Origin of the sequence: Kitasatospora paranensis (assembly GCF_039544005.1) — a bacterium.
In the GTDB taxonomy this organism is placed as follows: domain Bacteria; phylum Actinomycetota; class Actinomycetes; order Streptomycetales; family Streptomycetaceae; genus Kitasatospora; species Kitasatospora paranensis.
Map to the genome: position 1 here is coordinate 6,262,965 of NZ_BAABKV010000001.1, position 21,777 is coordinate 6,284,741.

19 protein-coding genes and 1 pseudogene are annotated in these 21,777 nt (G+C 74.7%); 8 read left to right on the forward strand and 12 right to left on the reverse strand.

Features of this window, described 5'->3' with window-relative positions; translation table 11 throughout:
• Positions 1-4: 4 nt before the first annotated feature.
• From ABEB13_RS29770 to ABEB13_RS29795, 6 genes are all read left to right on the forward strand, one after another.
• Positions 5-574 (forward strand): RBBP9/YdeN family alpha/beta hydrolase, encoded by a 570-nt coding sequence (locus ABEB13_RS29770; RefSeq protein ID WP_345707918.1) that lies wholly within the window; start codon positions 5-7, stop codon positions 572-574.
• Positions 564-1,796, forward strand: coding sequence for an MFS transporter (locus ABEB13_RS29775; RefSeq protein WP_345707919.1), 1,233 nt, complete (start codon positions 564-566; stop codon positions 1,794-1,796). Before ABEB13_RS29770 ends, ABEB13_RS29775 begins: the two co-directional genes overlap by 11 nt.
• On the forward strand, positions 1,789-3,108 hold the full coding sequence (locus ABEB13_RS29780) for an ATP-grasp domain-containing protein (protein WP_345707920.1): 1,320 nt from the start codon (positions 1,789-1,791) through the stop codon (positions 3,106-3,108). Before ABEB13_RS29775 ends, ABEB13_RS29780 begins: the two co-directional genes overlap by 8 nt.
• 231 nt (positions 3,109-3,339) lie before the next feature.
• A complete protein-coding gene (locus ABEB13_RS29785; RefSeq protein WP_345707921.1) occupies positions 3,340-3,951 on the forward strand; it encodes a GPP34 family phosphoprotein in 612 nt (203 codons plus the stop codon).
• A gap of 267 nt (positions 3,952-4,218) precedes the next feature.
• Positions 4,219-5,295 (forward strand): hypothetical protein, encoded by a 1,077-nt coding sequence (locus ABEB13_RS29790; RefSeq protein WP_345707922.1) that lies wholly within the window; start codon positions 4,219-4,221, stop codon positions 5,293-5,295.
• Between the two features lie 100 nt (positions 5,296-5,395).
• A complete protein-coding gene (locus ABEB13_RS29795; RefSeq protein WP_345707923.1) occupies positions 5,396-7,225 on the forward strand; it encodes an Ig-like domain-containing protein in 1,830 nt (609 codons plus the stop codon).
• Positions 7,226-7,888: 663 nt separating this feature from the next.
• On the opposite strand, the pseudogene ABEB13_RS29800 reads toward ABEB13_RS29795, so the two are convergent.
• From ABEB13_RS29800 to ABEB13_RS29810, 3 genes and pseudogenes are all read right to left on the reverse strand, one after another.
• Positions 7,889-8,158: pseudogene (locus ABEB13_RS29800) on the reverse strand (ABC transporter substrate-binding protein); the annotation flags it as partial.
• A gap of 131 nt (positions 8,159-8,289) precedes the next feature.
• Positions 8,290-8,799, reverse strand: a complete 510-nt coding sequence (locus ABEB13_RS29805; RefSeq protein ID WP_345709871.1) for a GNAT family N-acetyltransferase — start codon at positions 8,797-8,799, stop codon at positions 8,290-8,292.
• 132 nt (positions 8,800-8,931) lie between these two features.
• Positions 8,932-10,437, reverse strand: a complete 1,506-nt coding sequence (locus ABEB13_RS29810; protein ID WP_345707924.1) for an MFS transporter — start codon at positions 10,435-10,437, stop codon at positions 8,932-8,934.
• 264 nt (positions 10,438-10,701) lie between these two features.
• Here ABEB13_RS29810 and ABEB13_RS29815 point away from each other — a divergent pair, with 264 nt between their 5' ends.
• On the forward strand, positions 10,702-11,280 hold the full coding sequence (locus ABEB13_RS29815; protein WP_345707925.1) for a TetR/AcrR family transcriptional regulator: 579 nt from the start codon (positions 10,702-10,704) through the stop codon (positions 11,278-11,280).
• A 99-nt stretch (positions 11,281-11,379) separates the two neighbouring features.
• On the opposite strand, the gene ABEB13_RS29820 is transcribed toward ABEB13_RS29815, so the two are convergent.
• The 9 genes from ABEB13_RS29820 to ABEB13_RS29860 form a co-directional block, all read right to left on the reverse strand.
• Positions 11,380-11,664 (reverse strand): hypothetical protein, encoded by a 285-nt coding sequence (locus ABEB13_RS29820; protein ID WP_345707926.1) that lies wholly within the window; start codon positions 11,662-11,664, stop codon positions 11,380-11,382.
• Complete coding sequence (locus tag ABEB13_RS29825; protein ID WP_345707927.1) at positions 11,661-12,290, reverse strand: hypothetical protein; 630 nt, start codon at positions 12,288-12,290, stop codon at positions 11,661-11,663. The genes ABEB13_RS29820 and ABEB13_RS29825 overlap by 4 nt, the downstream gene beginning before the upstream one ends.
• Positions 12,227-13,429, reverse strand: coding sequence for an Hsp70 family protein (locus tag ABEB13_RS29830; protein WP_345707928.1), 1,203 nt, complete (start codon positions 13,427-13,429; stop codon positions 12,227-12,229). Before ABEB13_RS29830 ends, ABEB13_RS29825 begins: the two co-directional genes overlap by 64 nt.
• Positions 13,315-14,223 (reverse strand): Hsp70 family protein, encoded by a 909-nt coding sequence (locus ABEB13_RS29835; RefSeq protein WP_345707929.1) that lies wholly within the window; start codon positions 14,221-14,223, stop codon positions 13,315-13,317. Before ABEB13_RS29835 ends, ABEB13_RS29830 begins: the two co-directional genes overlap by 115 nt.
• 45 nt (positions 14,224-14,268) lie before the next feature.
• Complete coding sequence (locus ABEB13_RS29840; protein WP_345707930.1) at positions 14,269-15,006, reverse strand: nucleotide exchange factor GrpE; 738 nt, start codon at positions 15,004-15,006, stop codon at positions 14,269-14,271.
• 5 nt (positions 15,007-15,011) lie between these two features.
• Entirely contained in the window at positions 15,012-15,440 is a 429-nt protein-coding gene (locus tag ABEB13_RS29845) for a hypothetical protein (RefSeq protein WP_345707931.1), read from the reverse strand.
• Between the two features lie 110 nt (positions 15,441-15,550).
• Positions 15,551-16,540 carry a tetratricopeptide repeat protein gene (locus ABEB13_RS29850; RefSeq protein WP_345707932.1) on the reverse strand — a complete coding sequence of 330 codons (990 nt, stop codon included), beginning with the start codon at positions 16,538-16,540 and terminating at the stop codon, positions 15,551-15,553.
• Positions 16,528-17,532, reverse strand: coding sequence for a hypothetical protein (locus ABEB13_RS29855; protein WP_345707933.1), 1,005 nt, complete (start codon positions 17,530-17,532; stop codon positions 16,528-16,530). Before ABEB13_RS29855 ends, ABEB13_RS29850 begins: the two co-directional genes overlap by 13 nt.
• Positions 17,448-19,667, reverse strand: coding sequence for a tetratricopeptide repeat protein (locus ABEB13_RS29860; protein ID WP_345707934.1), 2,220 nt, complete (start codon positions 19,665-19,667; stop codon positions 17,448-17,450). The genes ABEB13_RS29855 and ABEB13_RS29860 overlap by 85 nt, the downstream gene beginning before the upstream one ends.
• Positions 19,668-19,973: 306 nt before the next feature.
• Between ABEB13_RS29860 and ABEB13_RS29865 the strand changes: the two genes are divergently transcribed.
• Entirely contained in the window at positions 19,974-21,749 is a 1,776-nt protein-coding gene (locus ABEB13_RS29865; RefSeq protein WP_345707935.1) for a protein kinase domain-containing protein, read from the forward strand.
• The last annotated feature ends 28 nt before the right edge of the window (positions 21,750-21,777 follow it).

The window sequence follows — 21,777 nt, forward strand, 5'->3', positions numbered from 1 at the left end:
AACCATGCACTATCTGACCGTACCGGGCTACACCGGCTCCGGCCCCGACCACTGGCAGACGCACCTGGAGAACGGCCACCAGGGCTTCTCCCGGGTGGTCCAGCGCGACTGGGACACCGTCGACCGTGACCGCTGGGTCGCCAGGCTCGACGAGGCCGTGCGCGGCATCGACGACGAGGTCTTCCTGATCGGCCACAGCTGCGGCTCGGTGACCATCGCCCAGTGGGCCGCGACGCGCTGGGACAGCCGGGCCGTCGGGGCCCTGCTGGTCGCCCCGGCCGACATCGAGGCGGCCGACGCCCTGCCCGCCATCAAGGTCCAGGCGCCGCTTCCCACCACGGAGTTGCCGATGAGGACGCACCTCGTGGCGTCCGACGACGACCCGTTCCTCCCGCTCGACCGGGGCCGCGAACTGGCGACGACGTGGGGCAGCACCTTCGAGGTCGTGCCCGGCGGCGGCCACCTCGCCACCCGGGACGGCTACGGACGCTGGGACCACGTGGCCCGGTTGATCGAACGGCTCTCCGGAAACACACTGGAATCGACCACGGGACGTGTTCCCCTTGCGCAGTAAGTTCTCCTCGGTGCCCCGCCCCGTCCTCTTCTACCTGGCCGCGTCCTTCTTCATGGGGCTCGCCAACACCATCTTCGACGTGGTGTTCAACTTCTACCTCGCCGACCGGGGGATCAGCGAGGGCGACGCGGGCGTGATCTACGCCATCGCCACCGGAGCCATGGCGGTGGCCGTCGTCCCCCTCCTCCTGCTGCGTCGCTTCCTGTCGCAACGAGCCCTGCTCATCGGGGCCTCGGTGCTCTACACGGTGCCGTTCGCCGGCCTGCCGTTCGTGGCATCGGTCACCTCGGCGTCCGTCGTCCTGAGCCTGATCCTCTCCGGCATGCTCGGCCTGCTCTCGGTGGGCAACGCGATGGCCGGCGCACAGGTCCCGGCCACGGCCCGCACCCGCCTGTTCAGCAGCTTCTTCATCTGCTACCTCGGCGCCGGCGTGGTCGGCTCGGCGCTGGTCTCCGTGGTCAGCGGCTGGCTCCACACGAGTGATCTGCAGAAGTACCGCTTCTTCCTCCTGCTGTCGTTCCTGGCCGCCTGCGTGATGTTCGTGCTGCGCCTCCCGTCGGCCCGGGCCGTCCCGCAGCCGGCCGCCGCCACTGCCCGGGCGGAGGCCCAAGGGGCGGGCGAGAAGGGCAATTTCGCGGCCCTGTTCGTCGCGGCCGGGTTCCTGGGTGCGTCGATCGCGCTGTTCTTCCGGTTCGCGAACGTCCTCTTCGCCCAGATCTACCGGATTCCGGTGAGCGACATCTCGCTCATCCTGGGCAGCGACAAGATCATCAGCATCATCGGCGCGATCTTCGCGCCCGTGCTGGTCAAGCGCTTCTCGTTGCGCCCGAGCGCCGCCTTCTTCGGCTGCCTCGCCGTCGTCGGTCTGATCCTGCAGTCCCTGACCGTGCCGCTGGTCGTCTTCACCGTGCTGTACCTCTCCCGACTGCTGTTCAACTACTGCCTGATGCCGCTGCTGGACACGGTCGCGATGGCGGGCTTCGCACCGGCGCGACAGGTGGTCTCGATCGCGCTGCGGCAGTCCTCGTTCTACCTGGGAGGGGCTGTCGCCGCGGCCGTCTACGGTGCGCTGCTCGACGCGGGTGACTGGCGTGCCGCGCTCTGGGTCTCGGCGGGCTGTGCCCTGGTCGGCTCGCTCGCGATGACCCTGGTCCGGAACCACGAGCCCAGCCCTGCCCCGAACGAGAACGAGAACGAAGAGAAGGTGCTGGAGCATGCTTGATCTCGGTGACCGCACCGGCAGTGCCGTGGACGGAGCGGCCACGGCACGGGGGACGCTCGTGGTGGTGGACCCGTACTCCAGCGGTTCGGTCCTGGCCCGCCGGGCCAAGGAGGTGTACGGCCTGACCTCCGTGGCCGTGCTGACGTCGGAGACCCTGCCCGCCGCGCTCGTCGCCACCTACCCGGCCGAGGACTTCGGCGGGGACGTGCGCTTCTCGGACGTCCTGACGACGGCCGCAGCCGTCGAGGACCTGTGCGGAGGCCGCCCGGAGTTCCTGATCTGCGGGTCCGAACCGGGCGTCGAGGTCTTCGACCTGCTCGCCGCGCACTGGGGGCTGCGCCCGAACTCCGGACCCTCCGAGGTCCGGCGGGACAAGTTCCTGATGCAGAACCGGTTGCGCGACGCGGGCATCCGGTACATCCCGCACCACAAGGCCTCCGACGCGGAGTCCGCCGTCGCGTGGGCCGCCGCCAGTGGCCCGGCCGAGTACGTCGTGAAGCCGGTCAAGTCGTTCGCCACCGACGGGGTGTACTTCTGTGCCGACGTGCACGAGGTGCGCGCCGCGTGCGAGCGGCTGTTCGGGCGGCTCGACCTCGCCGGTGAGCTCATCACCGAAGTCCTGGTCCAGGAACGGCTGGTCGGGCCCGAGTTCGTGGTCGACTCGGTCTCCCTCGACGGCGTGCACTTCATCGTCGACATGTTCCGGTACACCAAGGAGACGGTCGACGGGAACCCGGTCTACCGGGCCATGTCCGCCGTGGAGGTCGGCGACCACCCGGACGTCGCCGCCTACGTGGAGCAGGCCCTCACCGCCCTGGGCATCGAGAGCGGCCCCGGCCACAGCGAGCTCATCCTCACCGCGGACGGACCGGTGCTGATCGAGACGGGCGCCCGTATGCACGGCGGTCTCGGCGCGACGCTCGTCGACGAGTCGTCCACCCACTCCCTGATCGACCTGACCCTGGCGTCGCGCGTGGCGCCGGACGAGTTCCGGGCCCGGACGGGCGTGCGGCCGTCGCTGCGGAAGGGTGTCGTCGAGTGCTTCCTGTCCGCGCCGCAGGCCGGCGCGGTCACGGCCAACCGCGTGCGGGAGGCCTGCGGCGGACTCGACAGCTTCCTCTTCGACACCTGCACCCAGGTACCGGGGGACCGGATCGAGAAGACCGTCGATCTGATCACCTCCTACGGCCGTGTCGTCCTGGCCCACGCGGATGCCGGGGCGCTCGCGCGGGACATGGCCCACGTCCTCGAACTCGACCGGCGCGGGTCGCTCGTGGAGGTCCTCGCGGATACCGGGGTCCACGGGCGGTAGGGCGCTGCGGCCGGGGCGGCCCGGCCCCGGCCGCGTCGCGGGCCCGAAGCGTGCGGACCGGCCCGATCGGCCGTAGCCTGACCACGTGCCTGCCCCCGTACGGTCGCCCCGGCGGCAGGCGGGTGCGGCCTCCGCCGCGGCGGCCCACGCGGCGGGAGCCGTCGGGCAGGCCCGAGGGCACCGACCCGGCAGCCCGTCCTCGCTGCCGGCGCCTCCGACGTGGAGTCGTCCATGACCACACCCTGGGACCTGTTGATCGTCGTCATGGACCTGGAGGCCACCGGCCGGCCTCCGGAGGCCGGTGACCTGTCGCTCGTGCTCGCCGGAGCCGAGCTGATCGACCTGATCGCCGTCCGGGCCGTCCGCCTGGACGGCGATCGCCTCGTGCCGGGGGACCGGCCCGCTGTCGCGGACGGCCTGCTGGACCGGGCCGCGTCCTCGCTCGTCCGGCAGGCGCCCTACGAGTCGGTCGACGACTGGCTGTGGCGCAGGGGCAGCGGCCTGGCGGCGGCCTATCTGGCCGCACGCGAGGCCGAAGAACACCTCACCCGGCAACGCCGCCGGGCACCGGGCCGGACGGGGCACCCGGTGCCGGCCGAATCCCTCGAACACCGCCGGGCGGCGGAACGCCGGGCGTCGAACGAGCCCGTCCTCGCCGCCCTCGTGGCAGCCACCGGGATCACCGGGCCGCGGACGGGGGATCTGCCGGGCGTCGCCGACGACGAGGCCGAGATCGTGCTCGCCGCCGTCAACGACGCGGTCATGGAGTTGGAGGCCGTGCGGCAGCGCCGGGCCATCGAGCAGCAGGCCTTCGACAACATCTGGCGAGGCATCGGCGGTTGACCGCCGCGGATGGCGGTCGGTGCGATCCGGGTGGGCCGGAGAGCCCGCGGCGTCGGCGCTCCGGTCCCGAGGCGCTGTCAAGTGTGACATCTGCCAGCCCGAGCCGGAATTGAGCCTGGCAGATGCTGGTGCCTGACGGTTCATCGGCGCGCATGTGCAACCCATGATGGGGGCGGCGGGACAGTCCCGCGATCAACCGCAGAACGTCGGCGGCCGAACGGTGCTGCCGCGCCGCATCGGTCGCTCGACATCCCCGAGGAGCACGCCGTGCGAAGACGATCCCAGCACCGCCCGACCACCTGGAAGATCCTGCTGGCCGGCGCCGCGCTGGCCCTGGCGGCGCCCGGTGTCGCGTACGCCGACACCGTGAGCGTGACCGTGAAGACCCCCGGCGCCACCGCCGGGCCCACCACCTCCTTCTCCGAGGTCTCGACCCACGCGGACTGCAGCAGCGGTCTCGTCTCCGGCGGCGGGATCGACCAGGCCATCGGCACCGGTACGTCGTCGAACGGCAACCACGTCAACGGCACCGGGCCGAGCTCCGACGGCTCCACCGAGTACACCGGCTCCACCGGTGCGGTGGGCACCGATGACACCCACTGGCTCGGCATCGGCGGCAGCGGCGGCGCGGTGAACGCCTCGTTCTCGTCGACGCCCTACGCGGTGTGCTTCACCAGCAGCCTGATCGACCACACCCGGACGGTCATGAACAAGGCCGCCGGGCCGACCACTTCGTCGACGCCGCTCGCGGTCACCGCGACCTGCCCGGCCGACACCGTTCTGCTCGGCGGCGGCGCCCGGACGACCCCGGCCGAGGTCGGCAGCCTCAAGCCGATCGCGAGCTTCCCCACCTTCGCCGACTCCGCCCACGACTACGGCCTGAAGGCCGCGGCCGACGGTGAGAGCAACCCCGACTCCTGGACGGCGGAGGGCTTCAACGGCGGCGGTGGCGGCACCACCAACACCACGTACGCCTATGCGATCTGCAGCGGCAACGGCATCGACGTCAGCGGTGTCACCGTGAAGGTCCACCACAGCGAGGTGAGCGGTCCGACCACGGCGACCACCGGCCGGACCGTGACGGTGGGCTGCGGCACCGACGGCAGGCTCGTCAGCGGCGGCGCGGCGATCAGCGGCGGCAGCGTCACGACCACCGACTTCACCGCGCCGGGCTCGCAGGGGGACCACCTCAACGGCAGCTTCCCCAGCGACAGCAGTGGCAATCCGGTCGGTGACGGGGCCACGTCGGCCGCGTACTGGACGGCCTGGACCCACACCGGCGGGGTCGGCTCCGCCAACACCTCCTCGGACGTCTGGGCGCTCTGCGCCGACGACGGCGTCTGAGAGACCGGTCGAGCTCCGTCCGCAGGCGGGCCCGGCCCGCCTGCGGATCACCCCTCCCCACCCCGGTCAGCCACAGGACCGGAGAGAAAGTGCGACTCCCATGAGCCACAACAGTCCGAACTCCCGTCGGACGATCCTCGGATCCAGGATGCTGTCGGTGGCCGGCGCCACCGGCCTCCTCGCGGCCGCGATCGTGCCCCTCACCGCAGCCGCCGCCACGGCGGGTACGGCCGCACCCTGCGGTACGGGCGGGGTCTTCACCGCCGCCCCGCAGCCCTCCTGCACCTACGACTCCGTCGGTACGGACACCTTCACCGTCCCGAACGGCGTGACAGCGGTCGCCGTCGACCTGTTCGGTGCCGAGGGCGGCAGCGCGGCGGGCTACATCGACCCCCACCCGGCGATCGCGGGCGCACCCGGCGGCCTCGGCGGCGAGACCCGTGCCACCCTGCCCGTGACCCCGGGCCGGACGATCCAGCTCACCCTGGGCGCGGCCGGCATCCCCGGCTCGTCCCGGCACGGTGAGTTCGCCCGGCCGGGCGGCACCGGCCACGGACGCGGCGGCGGCGGCGCGCACGGTGGCGGTGGTTCGGGCGGCGGCGGTTCGGACGTCCGGGTCGGCGCGTTCGGCGGCTCCGAGCGTGTCCTGGTCGCCGGGGGCGGCGGCGGCGCGGGCAACGGCGGTCCGGAGCTCGGCGGCGGTGCCGGCGGCGGCGAGGTCGGCGAGGACGGCGGACAGAGCAACGGCCCGCTGGGCTCCGGGCTGGCCGGCGGCGGCGCAGGCCCGGCGGCGGCCGGTCACGGCAACCCCAACACCCTGAACGGCGGCCCCGGGACCCCCGGCATCGACCTCGACCCCATCACCAGCGAGCCCGACCCCGGCAGCGGCGGCACCGGCGGCAACGGCGGTGGGGGAGGCCCCGGCGGCGGAGGCGGCGGTGGCGGCTGGCACGGCGGTGGCGGCGGCTCCGGCGGCGGCAACCCGGGCTACTTCCCGGGCGCGGGCGGAGGCGGCGGGAGCAGCTACGCGGACCCGACGGCGACCGACGTCTCCCTCCTGCGCGGCGTCAACCACGGCAACGGAAGGGCCGTCGTGTCGTTCCGGTACGGAACGTCTCTCGCCCTCGGCACGGACACCGCCACCCCGCTCTTCGGACACGCCGTCACCGTGACCGCGACCGTGGCCCCGGCCGACCCCTCCGACCCGGTCGAGGGCACCCCGACGGGGTCGGTCACCTTCTCGGACGGGACGACGCCGCTGGCGACCGTGCCGCTGAGCAACGGCCGGGCGAGCTTCACCACCGGCAAGTTCCAGCCCGGGGGCCACGGCATCACCGCCGTCTACAGCGGCGACCCGGGCTTCACCGCGAGCAGTGCGGCGTCGGCCACCGTGGTGACCGTCGGCTTCGGCGGACCGTGCATCACGGAGCACCACGGCAGGCTGACGGTCGCGTCCGGCCAGTCGCTGTGCCTGGCGCCCGGGAGCGAGCAGGACGGGCCGGTCACGGTCGGGCCGGGCGGCGCCCTGGCCGTCTCGGGTGCCCGGATCAACGGCCCGGTCTCGGTCGACGGTGCGGCCGCGCTCACCGTGTGCCGGTCGACCGTGTCCGGCCCGCTCGGCGTCGCCGGGGTCACCGGCTTCGTGCTGCTCGGGTCCGGCCGGGACGACACGACGGGCTGCGCGGGCAACACCTTCGAGGCGCCGGTGAGCCTGAACGGCAACACCGGCGGCCTGGAGGTCTCCGGCAACACGTTCACGGCACCCGTGACCGTCACCGGCAACAGCGGCAGCGGCCTGCAGCCCGACCAGAACGTCCCGGAGTTCGACGACAACCGGGTGGGCGGGCCCCTGAACTGCGCCGGCAACGTGCCGACACTGGCGCAGACGGGCAACACGGCGGCGGGCCCGAGGTCCGGCGACTGCCGATGAGGCGTCGGCTGCTGTCGCCCCGGTCCTCCTCGTACGGCCCGAAGGCGCCCCCCGGGCGGTTCGGCGCCGTGCCTACGGTCGACCGCTCCTGCCGAGGCGACGGGCCTGCGAAGATGCTCCGCCCGAGACCATGAACACCCCGCCGAGCACGATGAGCGCGAGCGCCACGAAGGAGAGGGAAACCCTCGTGCCGGAAGAGAAGCCGAGGAGTGCGGACCCGCCGTTCAGGACGAAGCCACCACCCATCGCCACCCAACCCCGGCCGGCCCGACGCGTTCGCACGTCTGTCGCGTTTCCTCGGTCACTCAAGGTCAGTACGCCACGGACCACGCAGCACAATCCGGAGCCCACCATGATCCACGCATACATGCGGACCATTATCGGGTCACCGGGTCACCGGGTGCACCGGCCGCACGCGCACCCGGCTGCCGGCCGCCACCCGACCGGTGCCCTGGGCCGCCGCTTGTTGATGTGGTCACGGACATCGAGGACCGTGGTCACGATGCCGAAGGGCAAGGTCACCGCGGCTGTCGGCCTCCACCAGGCATGACCGGCGGGCGGAGCCTGTCTCCGTTCGGCTGTCATGAGGGCCGTCCTGCCGGACCTTCCGCCGGTCGAGCGGGCTCGTCCTCCCGTCGGGAGATCGCCGAGCCCGCTCGGCCGGTGTGCAGGATGGAAACGGTCGAGGTCCGCCGGATCCCGGTCGACAACCTGGATCGGTGCCGCGGCCCACTGCCACACACTGATGCCCGGCAGGCGGGAGGACCGGATCTGCCCGCGGGTGCCCTCGCCTTCGACGTGGGGCCAGGCCGCGGCGGTCCGGGCCCGGCCGCCGCCGTGGGAGCGGAGCACCTCGGCGAGGACGGTGACCGTGTCGTAGCCCTCGAGGGCGACGAAGGAGGGTGCCCCGTCGAGCCGCTCGCGCAGCGCCGATCAGGATCTCGGCGAGGCGCCGGTCGCACCCCGCCGTGGCCGGCGATGAGCCGGCCCCTTGCACGACGCGCTGACCGGAGGCGTGATGTCCGGGCGGGCTTCGGGCGGTGTCCGGGCCTGTGGCCCGTGGATCAACCCAGGCCCGTCCGCGGGTCGATGACCCAGAGGTTGGTGCGCAGCACCCGGTCGGCGAAGGTGATGCTGCGCTCCTCGACGAATCGGAAGCCGACGCTGCGGCAGATGCCGTTCGAGGGCGCGTTGGCGGTGGCCGGGAAGGCATGGACGAGTCCCCAGCGGCCGTCCTCCCGTGCCGCCTCCAGCACCGCGCGGACGGCCCGCTTGCCGTAGCCGCGGCCCTGGAACCCGGGCAGGATCATCCAGCCGATCTCGGAGATCTGCTCGCCGTCCTCGTCGTGCGACCACAGGGTGATCTGCCCCGCCACCACCTCGGGCGTGGCCGGGTCGGGGACGACCATCTTGATCCAGCCGGTGTCCGACGCGGCGGTGCCGACGTCGCGGCGTACCTTGTCCGGGATGCCCTCCCGCGGCAGCGGACCGCCGAGGTCCTTCATCATGACCGGATCGCACCGCATCCGGACGTAGGCCTCGACGTCGTCGAGCGTGACGTTGCGCAGGTGCATCCCGTATGTCCCTTCCACTGCCCCGATCATGCCGGGTGCCCGCCGCCGCTGACCAGAGGTTCTGGCCGGCGGCGGCGGGCAGGTGCGGCGGTCAGCGGGGGCGTCGGGTCGGTCGGCCCGACGGCGGCCCGGTCAGCGCCGTGCGTTCTCCGGTCGCGCGCCCGTGCCCGCGGCCGTCGCGACCGCCGCTGCCGGGGCCGGGGCTGCCGCCGGGGTCGCCGGCCCCCGGACCGCTGAGGCCGCAGCGGCCTCGACCGGGGCGGGGACGCTCCGCCGCCGGGTCGGGACGAGCATCGCGGCCAGTGCGGCGGCCAGGCAGAACACGGCCAGCAGGGTGAAGCCGTGGGTGTAGCCGGATGCGTACGGGCGCCCGGAGGCCTGGAGGTGGCCGGTGACCAGGCCGGTCATCACGGCGGCGCCCAGGGAGCCGCCGATGGTGCGGATGTTGGCGTTCATGCCGGTCGCCGCGCCGGTCTGGGCCGCCGGGACGCTCTGCACGATGAGGTTGCTCATCGATGCGAAGGCGAGGCCGATGCCGAGTCCGAAGACGCCTGCCGCCAGGGCGACCTGCCACTGCTGGCCGTGCCAGGCGGCGAGGATCGCGCAGGCGACCGCGCCGAGGACGGCGCCCGTGATGAGCTGCGCCTTGGCGGGGAACCGGCCGGCCAGTCGGCCGCTGACGATGCCGGCGACGAACATCGTGACCAGCATGGGCAGCATCAGCAGTCCGGCGCCGGTGACGCTCGCGCCGAAGCCGTAGCCCGCCGAAGACGGGGTCTGCGCGAAGCCGGGCAGGAAGGCCCAGACCGCGTACATGCCGCCGCCGAAGAGCAGCGCGGCGGTGTTGGTCGTCCGGACCGCCGGGAGGCGCATGATGCGCAGGTCGATCAGCGGGTTGCGGGAGCGGGCCTCGACGGCGCCCCAGAGCGCGAACAGGACGACCGCCGTCACGAGCAGGCCGATCACCTTCGTGGAGCCCCAACCCCACTTCGACGCCTGGCTGATGGGCAGCAGGAGGGCGACCAGCCAGCCGGAGAGCAGTACGGAGGCGAGCCAGTTGACGCTGCCCTCGGTGCGGGTCGGCGACTCGGGGACGTAGCGGTGGGCGATCAGTGCGGTGACAGCGACGATGATCACCGGGAACCAGAACAGCCAGCGGTAGTCCAGCGCCCCGACGATCGGCCCGGCCAGGACCATGCCGAGGCCGCTGCCGACCGCGATGACGGCGGAGAGGTTGCTGATGCTGGCGGGCACCCGCGAGGCGGGGAACTCGTCGCGGATGATGCCGAAGGAGAGCGGGAACAGCGCACCGGCGATGCCCTGGAGGACCCGGGCGACGATCAGCACGGTGATGTTCGGGGCCAGGGCGGCGACCAGGCAGCCGACCAGGAGGGCGATCAGGGCCGCGACGAGGGTGCGCTTCTTGCCGACCAGGTCGCCGACCCGGCCGAGGATCGGCGTGAAGATCGAGGCGGAGAGCAGGTAGGCGGTCATCACCCAGGTGACGGTGGCCTGCGAGGTGTGCATGGCGTGCTGGACGGTCGGGAGCGCGGGCGTGATCAGCGACTGGAGCAGGGCGAACACGCCTGCGCCGGTCGCGAGGACGCCGAAGGTGAGGCGATTGGAGTGGCGGTTCATCGAACCTTCCCGGGACGCGGGCGGACAGCGGGGCGGAGCAGGCGGAGCGGTGGAGCTGAGCAGGCGGGACGCCGGCGGGCAGGTCGGCCCGGCGCGGCGGCGCGGCGTTGTGAGGGCCGGGGCCGGCGCGCGGCGTACGGGTCGTGGGGCCGCTGCCGTACGGCGGCAGGGCGGAAGCGGGGCCTCACTGCTAAAGTTGAGGCATGCCTCCAGATTAGCGGAGGTGTGCCTCCGGTTCAACCCGGCGTCCGAAATGAGGTCCCCGTGCCGGAACAGGTCGTCGTCAGCGAGTTCATCGCGGCCCAGCGCCCGCGCCGCGCCGACGCCGCGCGCAACTTCGACGCGCTGCTCGTCGCCGCCCGTGAGGCCTTCGCCGAGCACGGTGCGGAGGCCTCGCTGGAGGACATCGCCCGTCGCGCAGGCGTGGGCATCGGCACCCTCTACCGCAACTTCCCCACCCGCAGGCACCTCTTCGAGACCGTCTACGCCAACGAGGTCAACGACCTGACCCTGGTCGCCGAGGAGGTCTCCGGCCTGCCGCCGTGGGACGCGCTGGCCGGCTGGCTGCGCCGCTTCGTCGCCTACACCCTCACCAAGCGCGCGATCCGCGAGGCACTGGAGGGCGAGGAGAGCGAGGTCTTCCTGGCCTGCCGCCAGTCGATGTACGACGCCGGCACCCCGCTGCTCGAACGGGCGCAGAAGTCCGGCGACGTGCGGCCGGACATGAACATCGACGACCTGCTGCGCCTGGTCTCCGGCATTAGCTCGGTCGCCTTCCCCGGCGAGGAGCAGCGCGACCGGGTGCTCGGGATCGCGCTCGACGGCGTACGCACCACCGGCTGAGCGCATCGGAGGACACCTCGGAGGACGTGCCGGAGGACGTACCGCCGAGGACCCCGCCCCGCACCGTCAGGTGCGGGGCGGGGCCCTCGGTTGCGGTCGTCAGGCGTCGGCCGCGCCGGCCCGGGCGGTGACCTCGGCGAGGAGGTCCAGGGCCGGGCGCAGGCCGGGCTCCTGCCGCACCGCGCGGCGCAGCAGGAGCAGGGCGGCGGCGTCGTCCCCGGCCCGGATGCGCTCCAGCGCCTCGTTGTAGTCGATCCGCCCGGCGTACCGGAGCCGGACGAGTGCCGCGAGATCCTCCCGGCAGGACGGGCAGCGCAGGCTCTCCGCGTCGGCGGGCACCGCGCACTGCGGGCACGGCACCTCGATCGGCGCCACGGCCGTCATCGGGGATCGACCTCCTCCGGGCGGACGGGCCCGACCTGCTCGGGCACGCTGTCGTTGCCCATCTCCCGCTGCGCCTGCGCGTACAGGCCCAGCAGCGACGAGTTGTGGCGGTTCGCGGCCTCCATGTTGGCCGACTCCACCGCGGAGTCCAGGCCACGCAGCTCCGCGATGATCCGCTGGCCCAGGGCCGGCGACACCATGTTCTGGCTGACGTAGATATTGCACATCGTCAGCATCCGGAAGGTGTGGCCCAGCGAGTCGCACAGTTCGTCCGCGGCGGCGGCCGCCGCCATGGCGCCCTCCCAGTCCGCGGCCTCGCGGCGCTCCCGCAGTTCGGCCGCCACGCTGCGCAGCCGGGCCAGGTCACCCGCGTCCAGGTGCTTCTCGCAGTACAGGAGGAACAGGCTCAGGTACGCCTCGGTGCTGCGCACCCAGCGCTGCGCGTTCAGCAGGAACTGGGCCCGCTCCAGCGCGGCGTCCACCGACTCGCCGCCCGTCCGGCCGCCCGCCATGTCGTCAAGGGTGTCCATCAGCCGCTGCGTCTCGCGCAGTTCGGCCTCGGTCAGCTCGTTCGCCCAGCGGTCGGTGAAGCTCTCGATCTGCCGCTGCTGCTCCTCGACCTGCACCTTGAGCTCCGGGTCGAGGAGGCCCGGCCGAGCTTGACCGTCCGCTGCTCGCCGCCCTGGATCCGCACCGAGAGGGTGATCGTGCGGTCCTGGTCGAGGCCGAACGACACCTCGACCGGGATCCGGCCGCCCAGCCCGGCGGGCAGCCGCAGGGTGAGGTGCCCCATCAGCTCGTTCTGCTGGGCGATCGGCTGCTCGCCCTCGTACACGGCCACTTCGAGGCGCTGCTGACCGCCGCCGGAGACGACGAACTCCCGGCTGACCGGGGTGCTCGTCGGGTAGCCGGTGCCCTTCGGGATGATCACCGCGAGGCGGCCGTCGTTGAGTTCGATGCCGAGGTCCTTCGGCGTGATGTCGAAGGGGTTGGTCACCTGCATCAGCTGGCCGCAGGAGGGGCAGACCTCGGTGCCCGGCGGGTTCACCGCCGTGCAGCCGCCGCAGCGCAGACCGATGTCCTGGGCGACCGCGGCTGCCGCGGCCGCCGCGGTGGACGCCGTCGGGCCGCCCCCGGCGACGGGCAGTGCCTCGCCGCAGAGGCTGCAGGCGGTGGCCTCGGCCGCCGCCGGTGTGCCGCAGCGCGCGCAGTCGCGGGTCTGGGCGACGGGCGCCGCGACGGGCGCGGCGGCCTCGCCGTCCAGCTGCTGACCGCACTTGGGGCAGGCGTCGGCCGCGGTGTCCACCGGCAGATGACACCCGGTGCAGGTCACCCGGGCGCCGCCCAGCAGCGAGGCCGAGCACTGTCCGCACGACGCGGCGGACAGTTCGGCGGGCGTCCGGCACTCCGGGCACTCCACCTCGGCGACCAGGGCCGACTGCACGGCCGCGCCCAGCGCCACGCACTGCATCGGATTGACGCCGCGCCGGATCCGCCGGGGCCCGAAGACCTCGCCCAACCGCCGTGCCACCAGCGGGATCGCGGTCGACCCGCCGACCAGCAGCACCTCGTCGATGTCGCCGACGGTGAGGTTGGCCTGCATGATCGCCTTGTGCGTCAGCTCGATGGTCCGCTCGATCCGGGCCTCGATCAGTTCCTCGAAGCGGGGCCGCTCGAACACCGTCTCCAGCACCAGCTGGCCCGCGCCGAGGCCCGCCAGGACGACGTCCGACGCCTCCTGGTTGGACAGCTCGATCTTGACCACCTCGGCGGCCGAGGCGATCCGGGGCGGTCCCGCCGGTCCGGCTGGTAGTCCGCGCCGTACTCGTCCCGGATGTCCTCCAGGAGCGCCGTCGTGATGGCCCGGTCGAAGTCGTCGCCGCCCAGCAGGTTGTCGCCCTCGATGCCCAGCACCGACACCGAGCCGGGCACCAGCAGCAGGATCGAGATGTCGAAGGTGCCGCCGCCCAGGTCGTAGACCAGGACGGTGCGCCCCTCGTCGCCGGCCTCGGCCGTCATCCCGTAGGCGAGGGCGGCGGCGGTGGGCTCGTTGATCACCCGCAGTACGTGCAGACCCGCCATCCGGCCTGCCTCCCGGGTCGCCGCGACCTGGCGCTCGCCGAAGTACGCGGGCACGGTGATGACGGCCCGGTGCAGCGGCTCCCCGAGGCGCTGCTCGGCGTCCTCCTTGAGCCGGTGCAGGATGATCGCGGAGATCTCGATCGGCGTGTACGAGCGGCCGTCGAACCAGACGTTGACGTCGCCGTCGGTGCCCGCGGTGACCTTGTAGTCCAGCTCGTCGAGGGCCGCCTGCACCTGCGGGTCGCGGAACTTGCGGCCCATGAAGCGCTTGACCGAGCGGATCACGTTCTCGCCGTCGAGGGCGAGCCGGCTCCGGGCGGTCGACCCGACCAGCAGTTCCCCGCGGCGGCCCCGGCCGACCACGGAGGGCGTGCCCTCCTGGTTCTGCCGGTTGAAGACGATCTCCGGCTCGCCCCGGCGGAGCTGGGCCACCACGGAGTTGGTGGTGCCCAGGTCGATACCGAGAGTGCGGTACATGTCGTTCCCCTCTTGTCCCCTGTGTGCCTGGTGCCGCGTCAGGCCCTAGCGCTTGCGTCGCTTGAGCCGTGCTGCCTTGGAACCGCTCTTCCGGGACCGGCTCCCCGTGCCGGACCTGCCCGTGCCCGTGCCGGTGTCCGCGGGCGTGGCCGGGCCCTGTTCCGTCGTCGTCCGGTGGACGCTCCCGTCGACCCGGGTGGCCCCGCCGTCCTCGAATCCTGCGTCGATCCCGAGCGGCCCGCCGGGCTCGCCGGCTTCGGCGCCTCCGGTGGGCTCCGGGTGTTCCGCGGACGGCGGCGCGGGGGTCGTGGCGACCACCACCTGGGCCCGGCGCAGCACTTCGTCGTTCCAGAAGAAACCGGTGACCACGCTCTGGACGACCGTCTCCGGCTCCAGCCCGGTGCGCGCCTCGGTGCCGACGATCTCGGACAGGACGGGGTCGGCGGCCATCCCCTCCAGCCGCATCGGACGCACCCCGGCCTTGGCCAGCTTGCCGAGCAGCCTGCGCCGGGTCGCCTCGATGCCGGTGCTCCGGCCCAGCCGCACCAGCTCCGGGTCCAGGCCGAGCGCGGCCAGGGCGTCGTCCACCTCGACCAGCAGGCCGAGCAGGTCCCGCTGGGCCGCCCGGGCGGCGCGCGCCTCGTCGTCCCGGAGCCGCTGCAGCAGCGACGCCCGGAAGAGCAACTGGCTGAACGCCTGGCCCAGATCGACATCGAGGGCCCGCTGCGGCACCGCCAGCGGTTCGGCGGTCCGCACCGGTGCGCCGGGTTCCTGCGTGGTCATGGCGTTCACTCCGGGATCTCGATCGGCGGCAGCACCGAAAGGTCGGCGGCGAACCGCGCCGGGACGGGCGGTTCGGCGGTGGCCGCGGCGGGGGCGGGGGCGGGCTCCGCGAAGTCCGCGGCCAGCTCCTCGCGCCGGACGACCAGCAGGTCGGCCGGCGACACCGGCGGCCGGTCCACGACCAGCAGCGGGACGTCCAGTACCGGGGCCAGCAACTCGGCCACCCCGTCGACGGGTTCGGGCGGCAGTACCTGCTGGATGTCCAGCTCCAGCCGGCGGTCCGGGTTGCGCAGCAGCGCCGCGGCGTCCTGGATCTGCTGACGGGTGTGACGGCCCTGCCGCATCGCCGGGCCCACCGCGAGGTTGATCTCGCGCACACCTGCGGTGGGCGGGATGCCCAGGACCTCGTACGGTGACGGTTCGTGCAGGGGCATGGCGGCGGTCTCTTCTCCTCCGGCTGCGGCGACGGCCGCAGGACGGCTTCGGTGACGGCTTCGGGCTGCTTCTGGACAGAGGTGGACGTGGGGACGGCGGAGCCGGACCGTCAGCGCAGCCGGTCGATCCGGTACTTGAGGCTGCGCAGGCCGGAGTCGTTCGGGTCGTGGGCGACGGCCCGGCCGATCAGCGTCCGGGCCTCCTGGAAGCGGCGGGCGTTGGCCTTGCGCACGGCGTGGGCGCCGTAGACGACGCCCAGCTCCTTGCCGATGTTGGCCTTGGCGTCGGCCGTCATCGCCATCTGCAGGGCCTGCTCCAGCAACAGGGTCGCGTCCGTGAACCGGTCGGCCTCGAAGTTCCTCGCGGCCTCGCTGCGCCACACGTTGACGATCACCCCCCGCATGTCGGGGGAGTCGTCGTACGTCTGGGCGCGGCGCAGCAGGGAGGCGCGCTCGTCGAACGGCCGGTCCTGGTACTTCTCCAGGACGTGGTTGGCCAGCACCACCGAGACCCGGCGCGGGGCCTCGGCGTCCGGGTCGCCGGTGAACTCCTCGTCGGCCGCGAGGGCTTCGGCCATGTGGGTGACGGCCTCGGTGCGCCGGTCGGCGATGGCGGCGGTGAGCGAACGGAGCTGGAGCACGTACACCAGGCCCGCCCGGTGGTCGGGGTCGTCGTCGAGGCGGGTGAGCTCCTGCCACAGCTCGGTGGCCTCGACCAGGTCGCCGTCGGGGCCGAGGACGCTGACCTCGTTGGCCCGGTTGCGCAGCGCGGCCTCCAGGAAGTGGCGGGCCGTCGGGTCGTCGGGGGCCAGCGCGAGCGCCTTGCGGAGCAGCACCAGCGCCTGCCGGTAGTCCTTGGTCTCGTTGTTGATCTTGCGGGCGTGCTGGGCGTACGCGGCACCGAGGTTCTCGCGCACCTCGCGGTGGCCGGGGGACAGGGCGAGGGCCTGCTCCAGCAGGGCGGCCGCGCCGGCCTGGTCGTCGTCGTGCTCCTTGAGCAGGGCGCGGGCCGCGCGCAGGCCGGCGTCGGCGCCGAGCGCGGCGAGTTCCGGGGTGAGCCCGGGGCCGGGCAGCGTGCCCGCCCGGGTCAGGCACTCCACCGCCTCGCGCCACTCCTGGTGGCGGTGGTGTTCGGCGGCCTGGCTGGTGAGGGCCTCGCGCAGCAGGTGCTGCCGGGTCCCGTCGGTCTCCGCCCCTCCGGGGTCTCCAGTGCGGAGACCGCCGCGGCGTGGCGGCCCTGGAGCAGCAGGTAGCGCTGCGGCCCGAGCTCCTCGAACAGGCCGAGGGCGTGCGTCAACGGGTGCACCCCGTACGGGCCGGGCTTGCGCCAGGGGAGCACCGCGTACTGGAACGCGCCCTGCCAGGAGGAGAGTTCGCCGGTGGGCGGGGACGTCCGCAACAGCCGTTCGAGGGCCGGGCCGACGACCAACCGGTGGCTGGTGCCGTCGGGCCGGGCGATCCGGACCTCGTCCTCGGCGAAGGCCTCCGCGCAGCGGACCTCCATGCCGAGCCGGACCGTCCAGGCGTCGACCTCGTCGCCGCTGCGGCCGTGGGTCTGGTCGAGCGTCCGCAGGTCGGTGCGGAGCCGGTCGGTGAGGGCGGCGCGGGCGGCGGCCACCCGCGGGGGTTCGGCGTCGCGGCCGGTGACCCCGGCGGCGGCGTCCCAGACGTCGGGCAGGTGCAGCGAGGGGACGAGGCAGCCGACGACCCAGTGCCACAGGTCCTCGCCGTCCGCCGTCCCGTCCGCCCTCCCGTCCGCCGCTCCGGGGTCCGTCCCGTCCGCCGCCGGTGCGCCCCCGGCCGGTGTCCCCTGGGCCGGGACGGTCGCCGCGAGGCGGTAGCTCACCAGGCCGAGCGCGTGCAGCAGCCGGGGGTGCGACGGGTCCTTGAGCAGCAGCGCGCGGTAGCAGTCCCAGGCCTCCTGGTGGCGGCCCTCGGCGGCGTGGCGCGCGGCCTCGTGCTCGGCGAGCACCCCGAGGGCCTCGGCCGCCTGCGCGTGGCCGGGCGTCAGCCGGACGGCCTCCCGCAGGTCGCCGGCCGCGTCGCCGAACCGCCCCGCCCCGACGGCGCGGGCCGCACGCCGGACCAGCACCGTGGTGCGGGCCCGGTGCGCGGCCGCGGGCAGGTCGGCGAGGGCGGCGTCCAGGTCGTCGTCGTCGGCCCGCAGCAGGCACAGGGCCGCGCGGACGGTGACGCCCGCCGGGCCGTCGCCGAGGACGGCGGCCCACGCCGCGAGGGTGGGCTCGGCCTCCTCCGGCAGGTCCGCCCGCAGGGCGCAGTCCAGCACCGCGAGGAGGGCCCGCTCCGCGCAGCGCCCGCAGCGGGCCGAGCCGGCGCCCTCCGGGCGGTGCAGGTGCGCGGCGCAGCCCTCTCGGCCGCATCCGCCGCAGGCGTCGGTGGCGGTCTGTCCGCAGGCGTCGGCGTCGGCGGCCGCGCACGGGGCGCCATCGGCGGGGGCGGGCGCCGGGGCGGCGGGGTTCGCCAGGTGGCGCCGGTACCAGTCGAGGGCGCCGGGCCAGTTGCCGGCCCGCTCGGCGAGCAGGGCCCGCAGGTGGGCGAGGGCCGGGTCGCCCCCGGGTCCGGTTCGACCGCTGCGAGCAGGGCGACCGTCCGGACCGGACGGCCGGTCAGCAGCCCCGCCGCGGAGCGGTGGTAGACGTCCCGCGGCCGGTCGGCGCCGGCGGGCAGGGCGTCCGGCCCGGCGGCGGAGCCCTCCGCGAGGGCGAGCGCGGCCCGCAGCCGGCCCTCCCGGGCCGAGGCGGCCGGGCCGTCCGTGCCGGGGGCGGGGGAGCCGGCCAGGGCGAGGGCGTTGGCGGCGGCGTCGAGCGCCTCCGGGTCGTCCCGGCGGGTGAGCAGCAGGTGGGCGGCCTCACGGAGGGCGGCCTCGCGCAGGGAGCCGCGCAGGCCCGGCTCGTCCGGGGTGTCGAGGACGGTCCGCTGCCACAGGGCGCGGGCCGCCCCGGGGTCGGTGTCCAGGAGCCGGCGGGCGAGCAGGTCGCGCTGCGCGGTCAGCAGGTCGGAGAGGTCAGGGTCGCCCAGCGGCTCCCAGCGTGCCACGGCGCCCTCCGGGTCGCCGCTGCGGGCCAGGGCCAGGCCGTGCAGGAAGGCGGCGCTCGGGCTCCAGGGATGCGCGGCCCCGGCCTCCGCGGACAGCAGGGGCGCGGCCTCCTCGGTGCGGCCCGCGGCGAGCAGCGCGGCGCCGAGCCGGACCCTGGCGGGCTGCCAGTGCGGGCCCGCGTCGAGGGCCGTCCGGTAGTCGGCGGCGGCCTCGGCGGGGCGGCCGGCCCGTTCGTGCAGCAGGGCGAGGCCGAGCCGGGACGGGGTGTGGCCGGGCTGCGCGGCCAGCGCCGCGGTGAAGTGGCCGTGCGCCTCGGCGTCCCGGTCGAGCACCAGGGCGAGCCGGCCCAGCGCGTAGTGGGGGCGCGGGTCGTCGGGGGCCGCGGCGGCGGCGTCGGCGAGGTCGGTGCCGGCGCCGGTGTGGTCGCCGAGGAACTGCCGGGCCAGGCCGCGGAAGAGCAGCGCCTCGGCGCGCAGGGCGGCTCCGCGTGCCCACGGCGAGGGCTCCCCGGTGCCGCGCTCGACGGCGCGGCCGAAGGCCTCGACGGCCTCGGCGTTGCGCCCGGCGGCGTGCAGGTGGGCGCCGTGGCGGAACCAGAGTTCGCCGCTGCCGCCCGGCGCGGCGGCGGCGAGGACGGCCTCGGCCTCGCCGGGCCGGCCGCGGTCGCGCAGCAGCGCCGACCGGGCCAGCACCGGCCAGTCCCGCTCGGGGAGAGCCTTCAGGGCGGCGGCCGTGGCGCTGTCGCGGTCGGCGGCGGTGCCCTCCCGGCAGCGCCGCTGCAGCCACTCGAGGACGCGGGCGGCGGCGTCGGGGTCCTCACCGGGACCGGGGCCGCGGTCGGCGGCGCGCAGGAAGGCCAGGACGGGGGCGAGGTCCGGCCGATCGGCCCGGATCTCCGCCTCCGCGATCCGCAGCAGGCCCCAGCGGGGGATCTGCGTGTCCGGCGCGGGGAGCAGCGGGAAGGCCTCGCGGCAGAAGCCGAGGGCGGCCGCCCGGTCGCCGAGCGCCTCGGTGGCCTCGGCCAGACCGATCAGCGCCGTGCCGCGCTGGGGCCGCAGCGGCGGGGGTGCCAGGGCGAGGCGCTCGGTCAGCCGGGCGTACCGGCGCCGGGCCTGTTCGGGTTGCCCGGCGGCGAGCCGGGCGGCCGCCGCGGCCAGCGCCGTGGCCACCGAGGCGGCGTCGAGGGCCCGTCTGCGGCGGACGAGGGCGTAGCCCCCAGGCCGGCGAGTGCCACCGCGATCAGCAGCAGCGCGAACAGCGCCATGCAGTCTCCCCTGCGGTCCGTTCGGTCGGTTCGGTGACCAACTATTCATGCGAGTTGCTGTCTTGACGTACCGTCAATCGGTGTCCGGCCGAGATCAGGATAGGCGGCCTTCGGGGTGTCCGGGCAGGAAAAACCACTATCGTGGGGGCAGGGCAGGGCGGGGCAGGGGCCGGCCGGTCAGGCGGGGGGCGGAGTGTCAGAGTCACGCTGGGTGCCCGGGCTGCGGTTCGGGCCGGAGTTCGATCCCGAGCAGTACGAACTCCTCGAGTTCCACCACCGCGGCGGCGAGGCCGAGGTGTGGCGCGCGGTGCGTACCGGCCGCAGCGGGCTCAAGGAGCTCGTGGCGGCGAAGATCATGCTGGAGCGCGACCCGTCCGAGGTGCGCCGCTGGCTCGGCCGCTGGGACGACGTCTCGCACAACGCGCACCGGCTGGCCGTCACCGACCTGGTCGTGCCGAGCTTCCTGCTCGGCCCCTCGCCGCACCGGCCCGGCAGCCCGCCCGGTGACGGGGTGCTGGGGTACCAGATCTCCCCGTGGGTCGAGGGCGTGCCGCTGCACCGGTGGGCGCGGGCCAACCGGGACGGCCTGCCGGCGGTGGCGGAGGTGCTGGTCCGGCTCTGCCGGATCGTCGACGAACTCCACCGCAAGCGCTGGGTGCACCGCGACATCTCGCCCGCCAACGTGCTGGTGGAGCCGGAGGGCCGGGTCAAGCTGATCGACCTGACCTTCCTCGCCCCGCTGGACCGGACCCTGACGGTGGCGGTGTTCACCCCCGGGCACGTGCCGCCGGAGGCCGAGCAGGTCGGCGGCTTCCCGGCCACCGCCAAGGACCTGTTCGCGGTCGGCACGCTGGCGCGCAGCCTGCTGCTGCCCGAGCACGGCCGGCTGGACCAGCGGACGGCCGCCGACCAGGCCCGCCGCGAGCTGGTGGCGGCCGGGTTCAGCGAGGAACTGGCCGGCTGGGCGGCCGAGCCGCTGCACCACGACCCGGACCGCCGTCCCGCCCCGCTCGGCCCGTGGGCCGCCCGCGGCCGGGAACTCCTGCGCGCGCACCGGCCGCTGCCGAGGACGTCCTGCCTGGCCGTGCTGCCGGACACCGCCGGCCGCCCGCTCGTGGTCGCCGGCGGCTCGGACGGTGTCGGCTACAGCGGCCCCGGGCTCTCCGTGCCGGAGCTGCCCGCCACCCGGACGAGCCAGGGCCCGCCGACGCTCCGGGAGATCGTGGCCGGCCGCTCGGGTCGGGCCGCGGAGCTCGCCGTTTTCGCGGAGGACGGCGCGGGCGCGCTCTGGGTGGGCAACCGCTCCGGCTGGTGGGAGGTGGCGCGCGGCGTCGCCGGGGCGGCCGGCGCCGTCAACGCCTCCGGCGAACTGGTCGTCTGGACGGCGCGCGCCGGGGTCCTGCAGTCCTTCCGCTGGTCGCCCGGGGTCACCGTCACCGGGCAGGAGCTGTCCGGCTGTCCGGCCGACCGGGTGCTCGCGGCCACCGAGGAACGCGTCGGGACGTGGTCCGTCCTGGTGGAGCACGAGGACCGGGTGCTCTGCTGGCGGGTGGGCGCCGAGGTCCGGCCCGAGCGGATCGCCGCCCCCGTCCGGGCCCGCGGGGCGGCGCTCGCAAGGTCCTCCGCCGGGCCGCAGGCCGTGATCCTCGGCCCCGACGGTGCGGCCCGGCTGTACCCGCTCGGCGGTGGCGCCGCGCCGGTCGAGATCGGCGAGTCCGAGCCCGCCCTCGGAGTGGCGATGGCCGGCCACCGCGGCGGGCCGACGATCGCGCTGGCCGGGACGGGCGGCGTCCGGCTGCGCCTGCCCGCGTCCGGTGGGGCGCGGCGGCCGCGCTGGTGGCGGCCCACGCTGCGGCCGGCCACCCGGGTCGCGCTGTCGGTCGGCGACGACTGGCGGCTGTGCCTGGCCGCGGTGGTGGAGGACGAGCTGCAGTGCTGGCAGGAGGACGCCGCCTACCGCTGGCAGCCCGTCCGGCTGGACACCTGAACGGGCCGCCGGCGACCGCCCCCGGGCG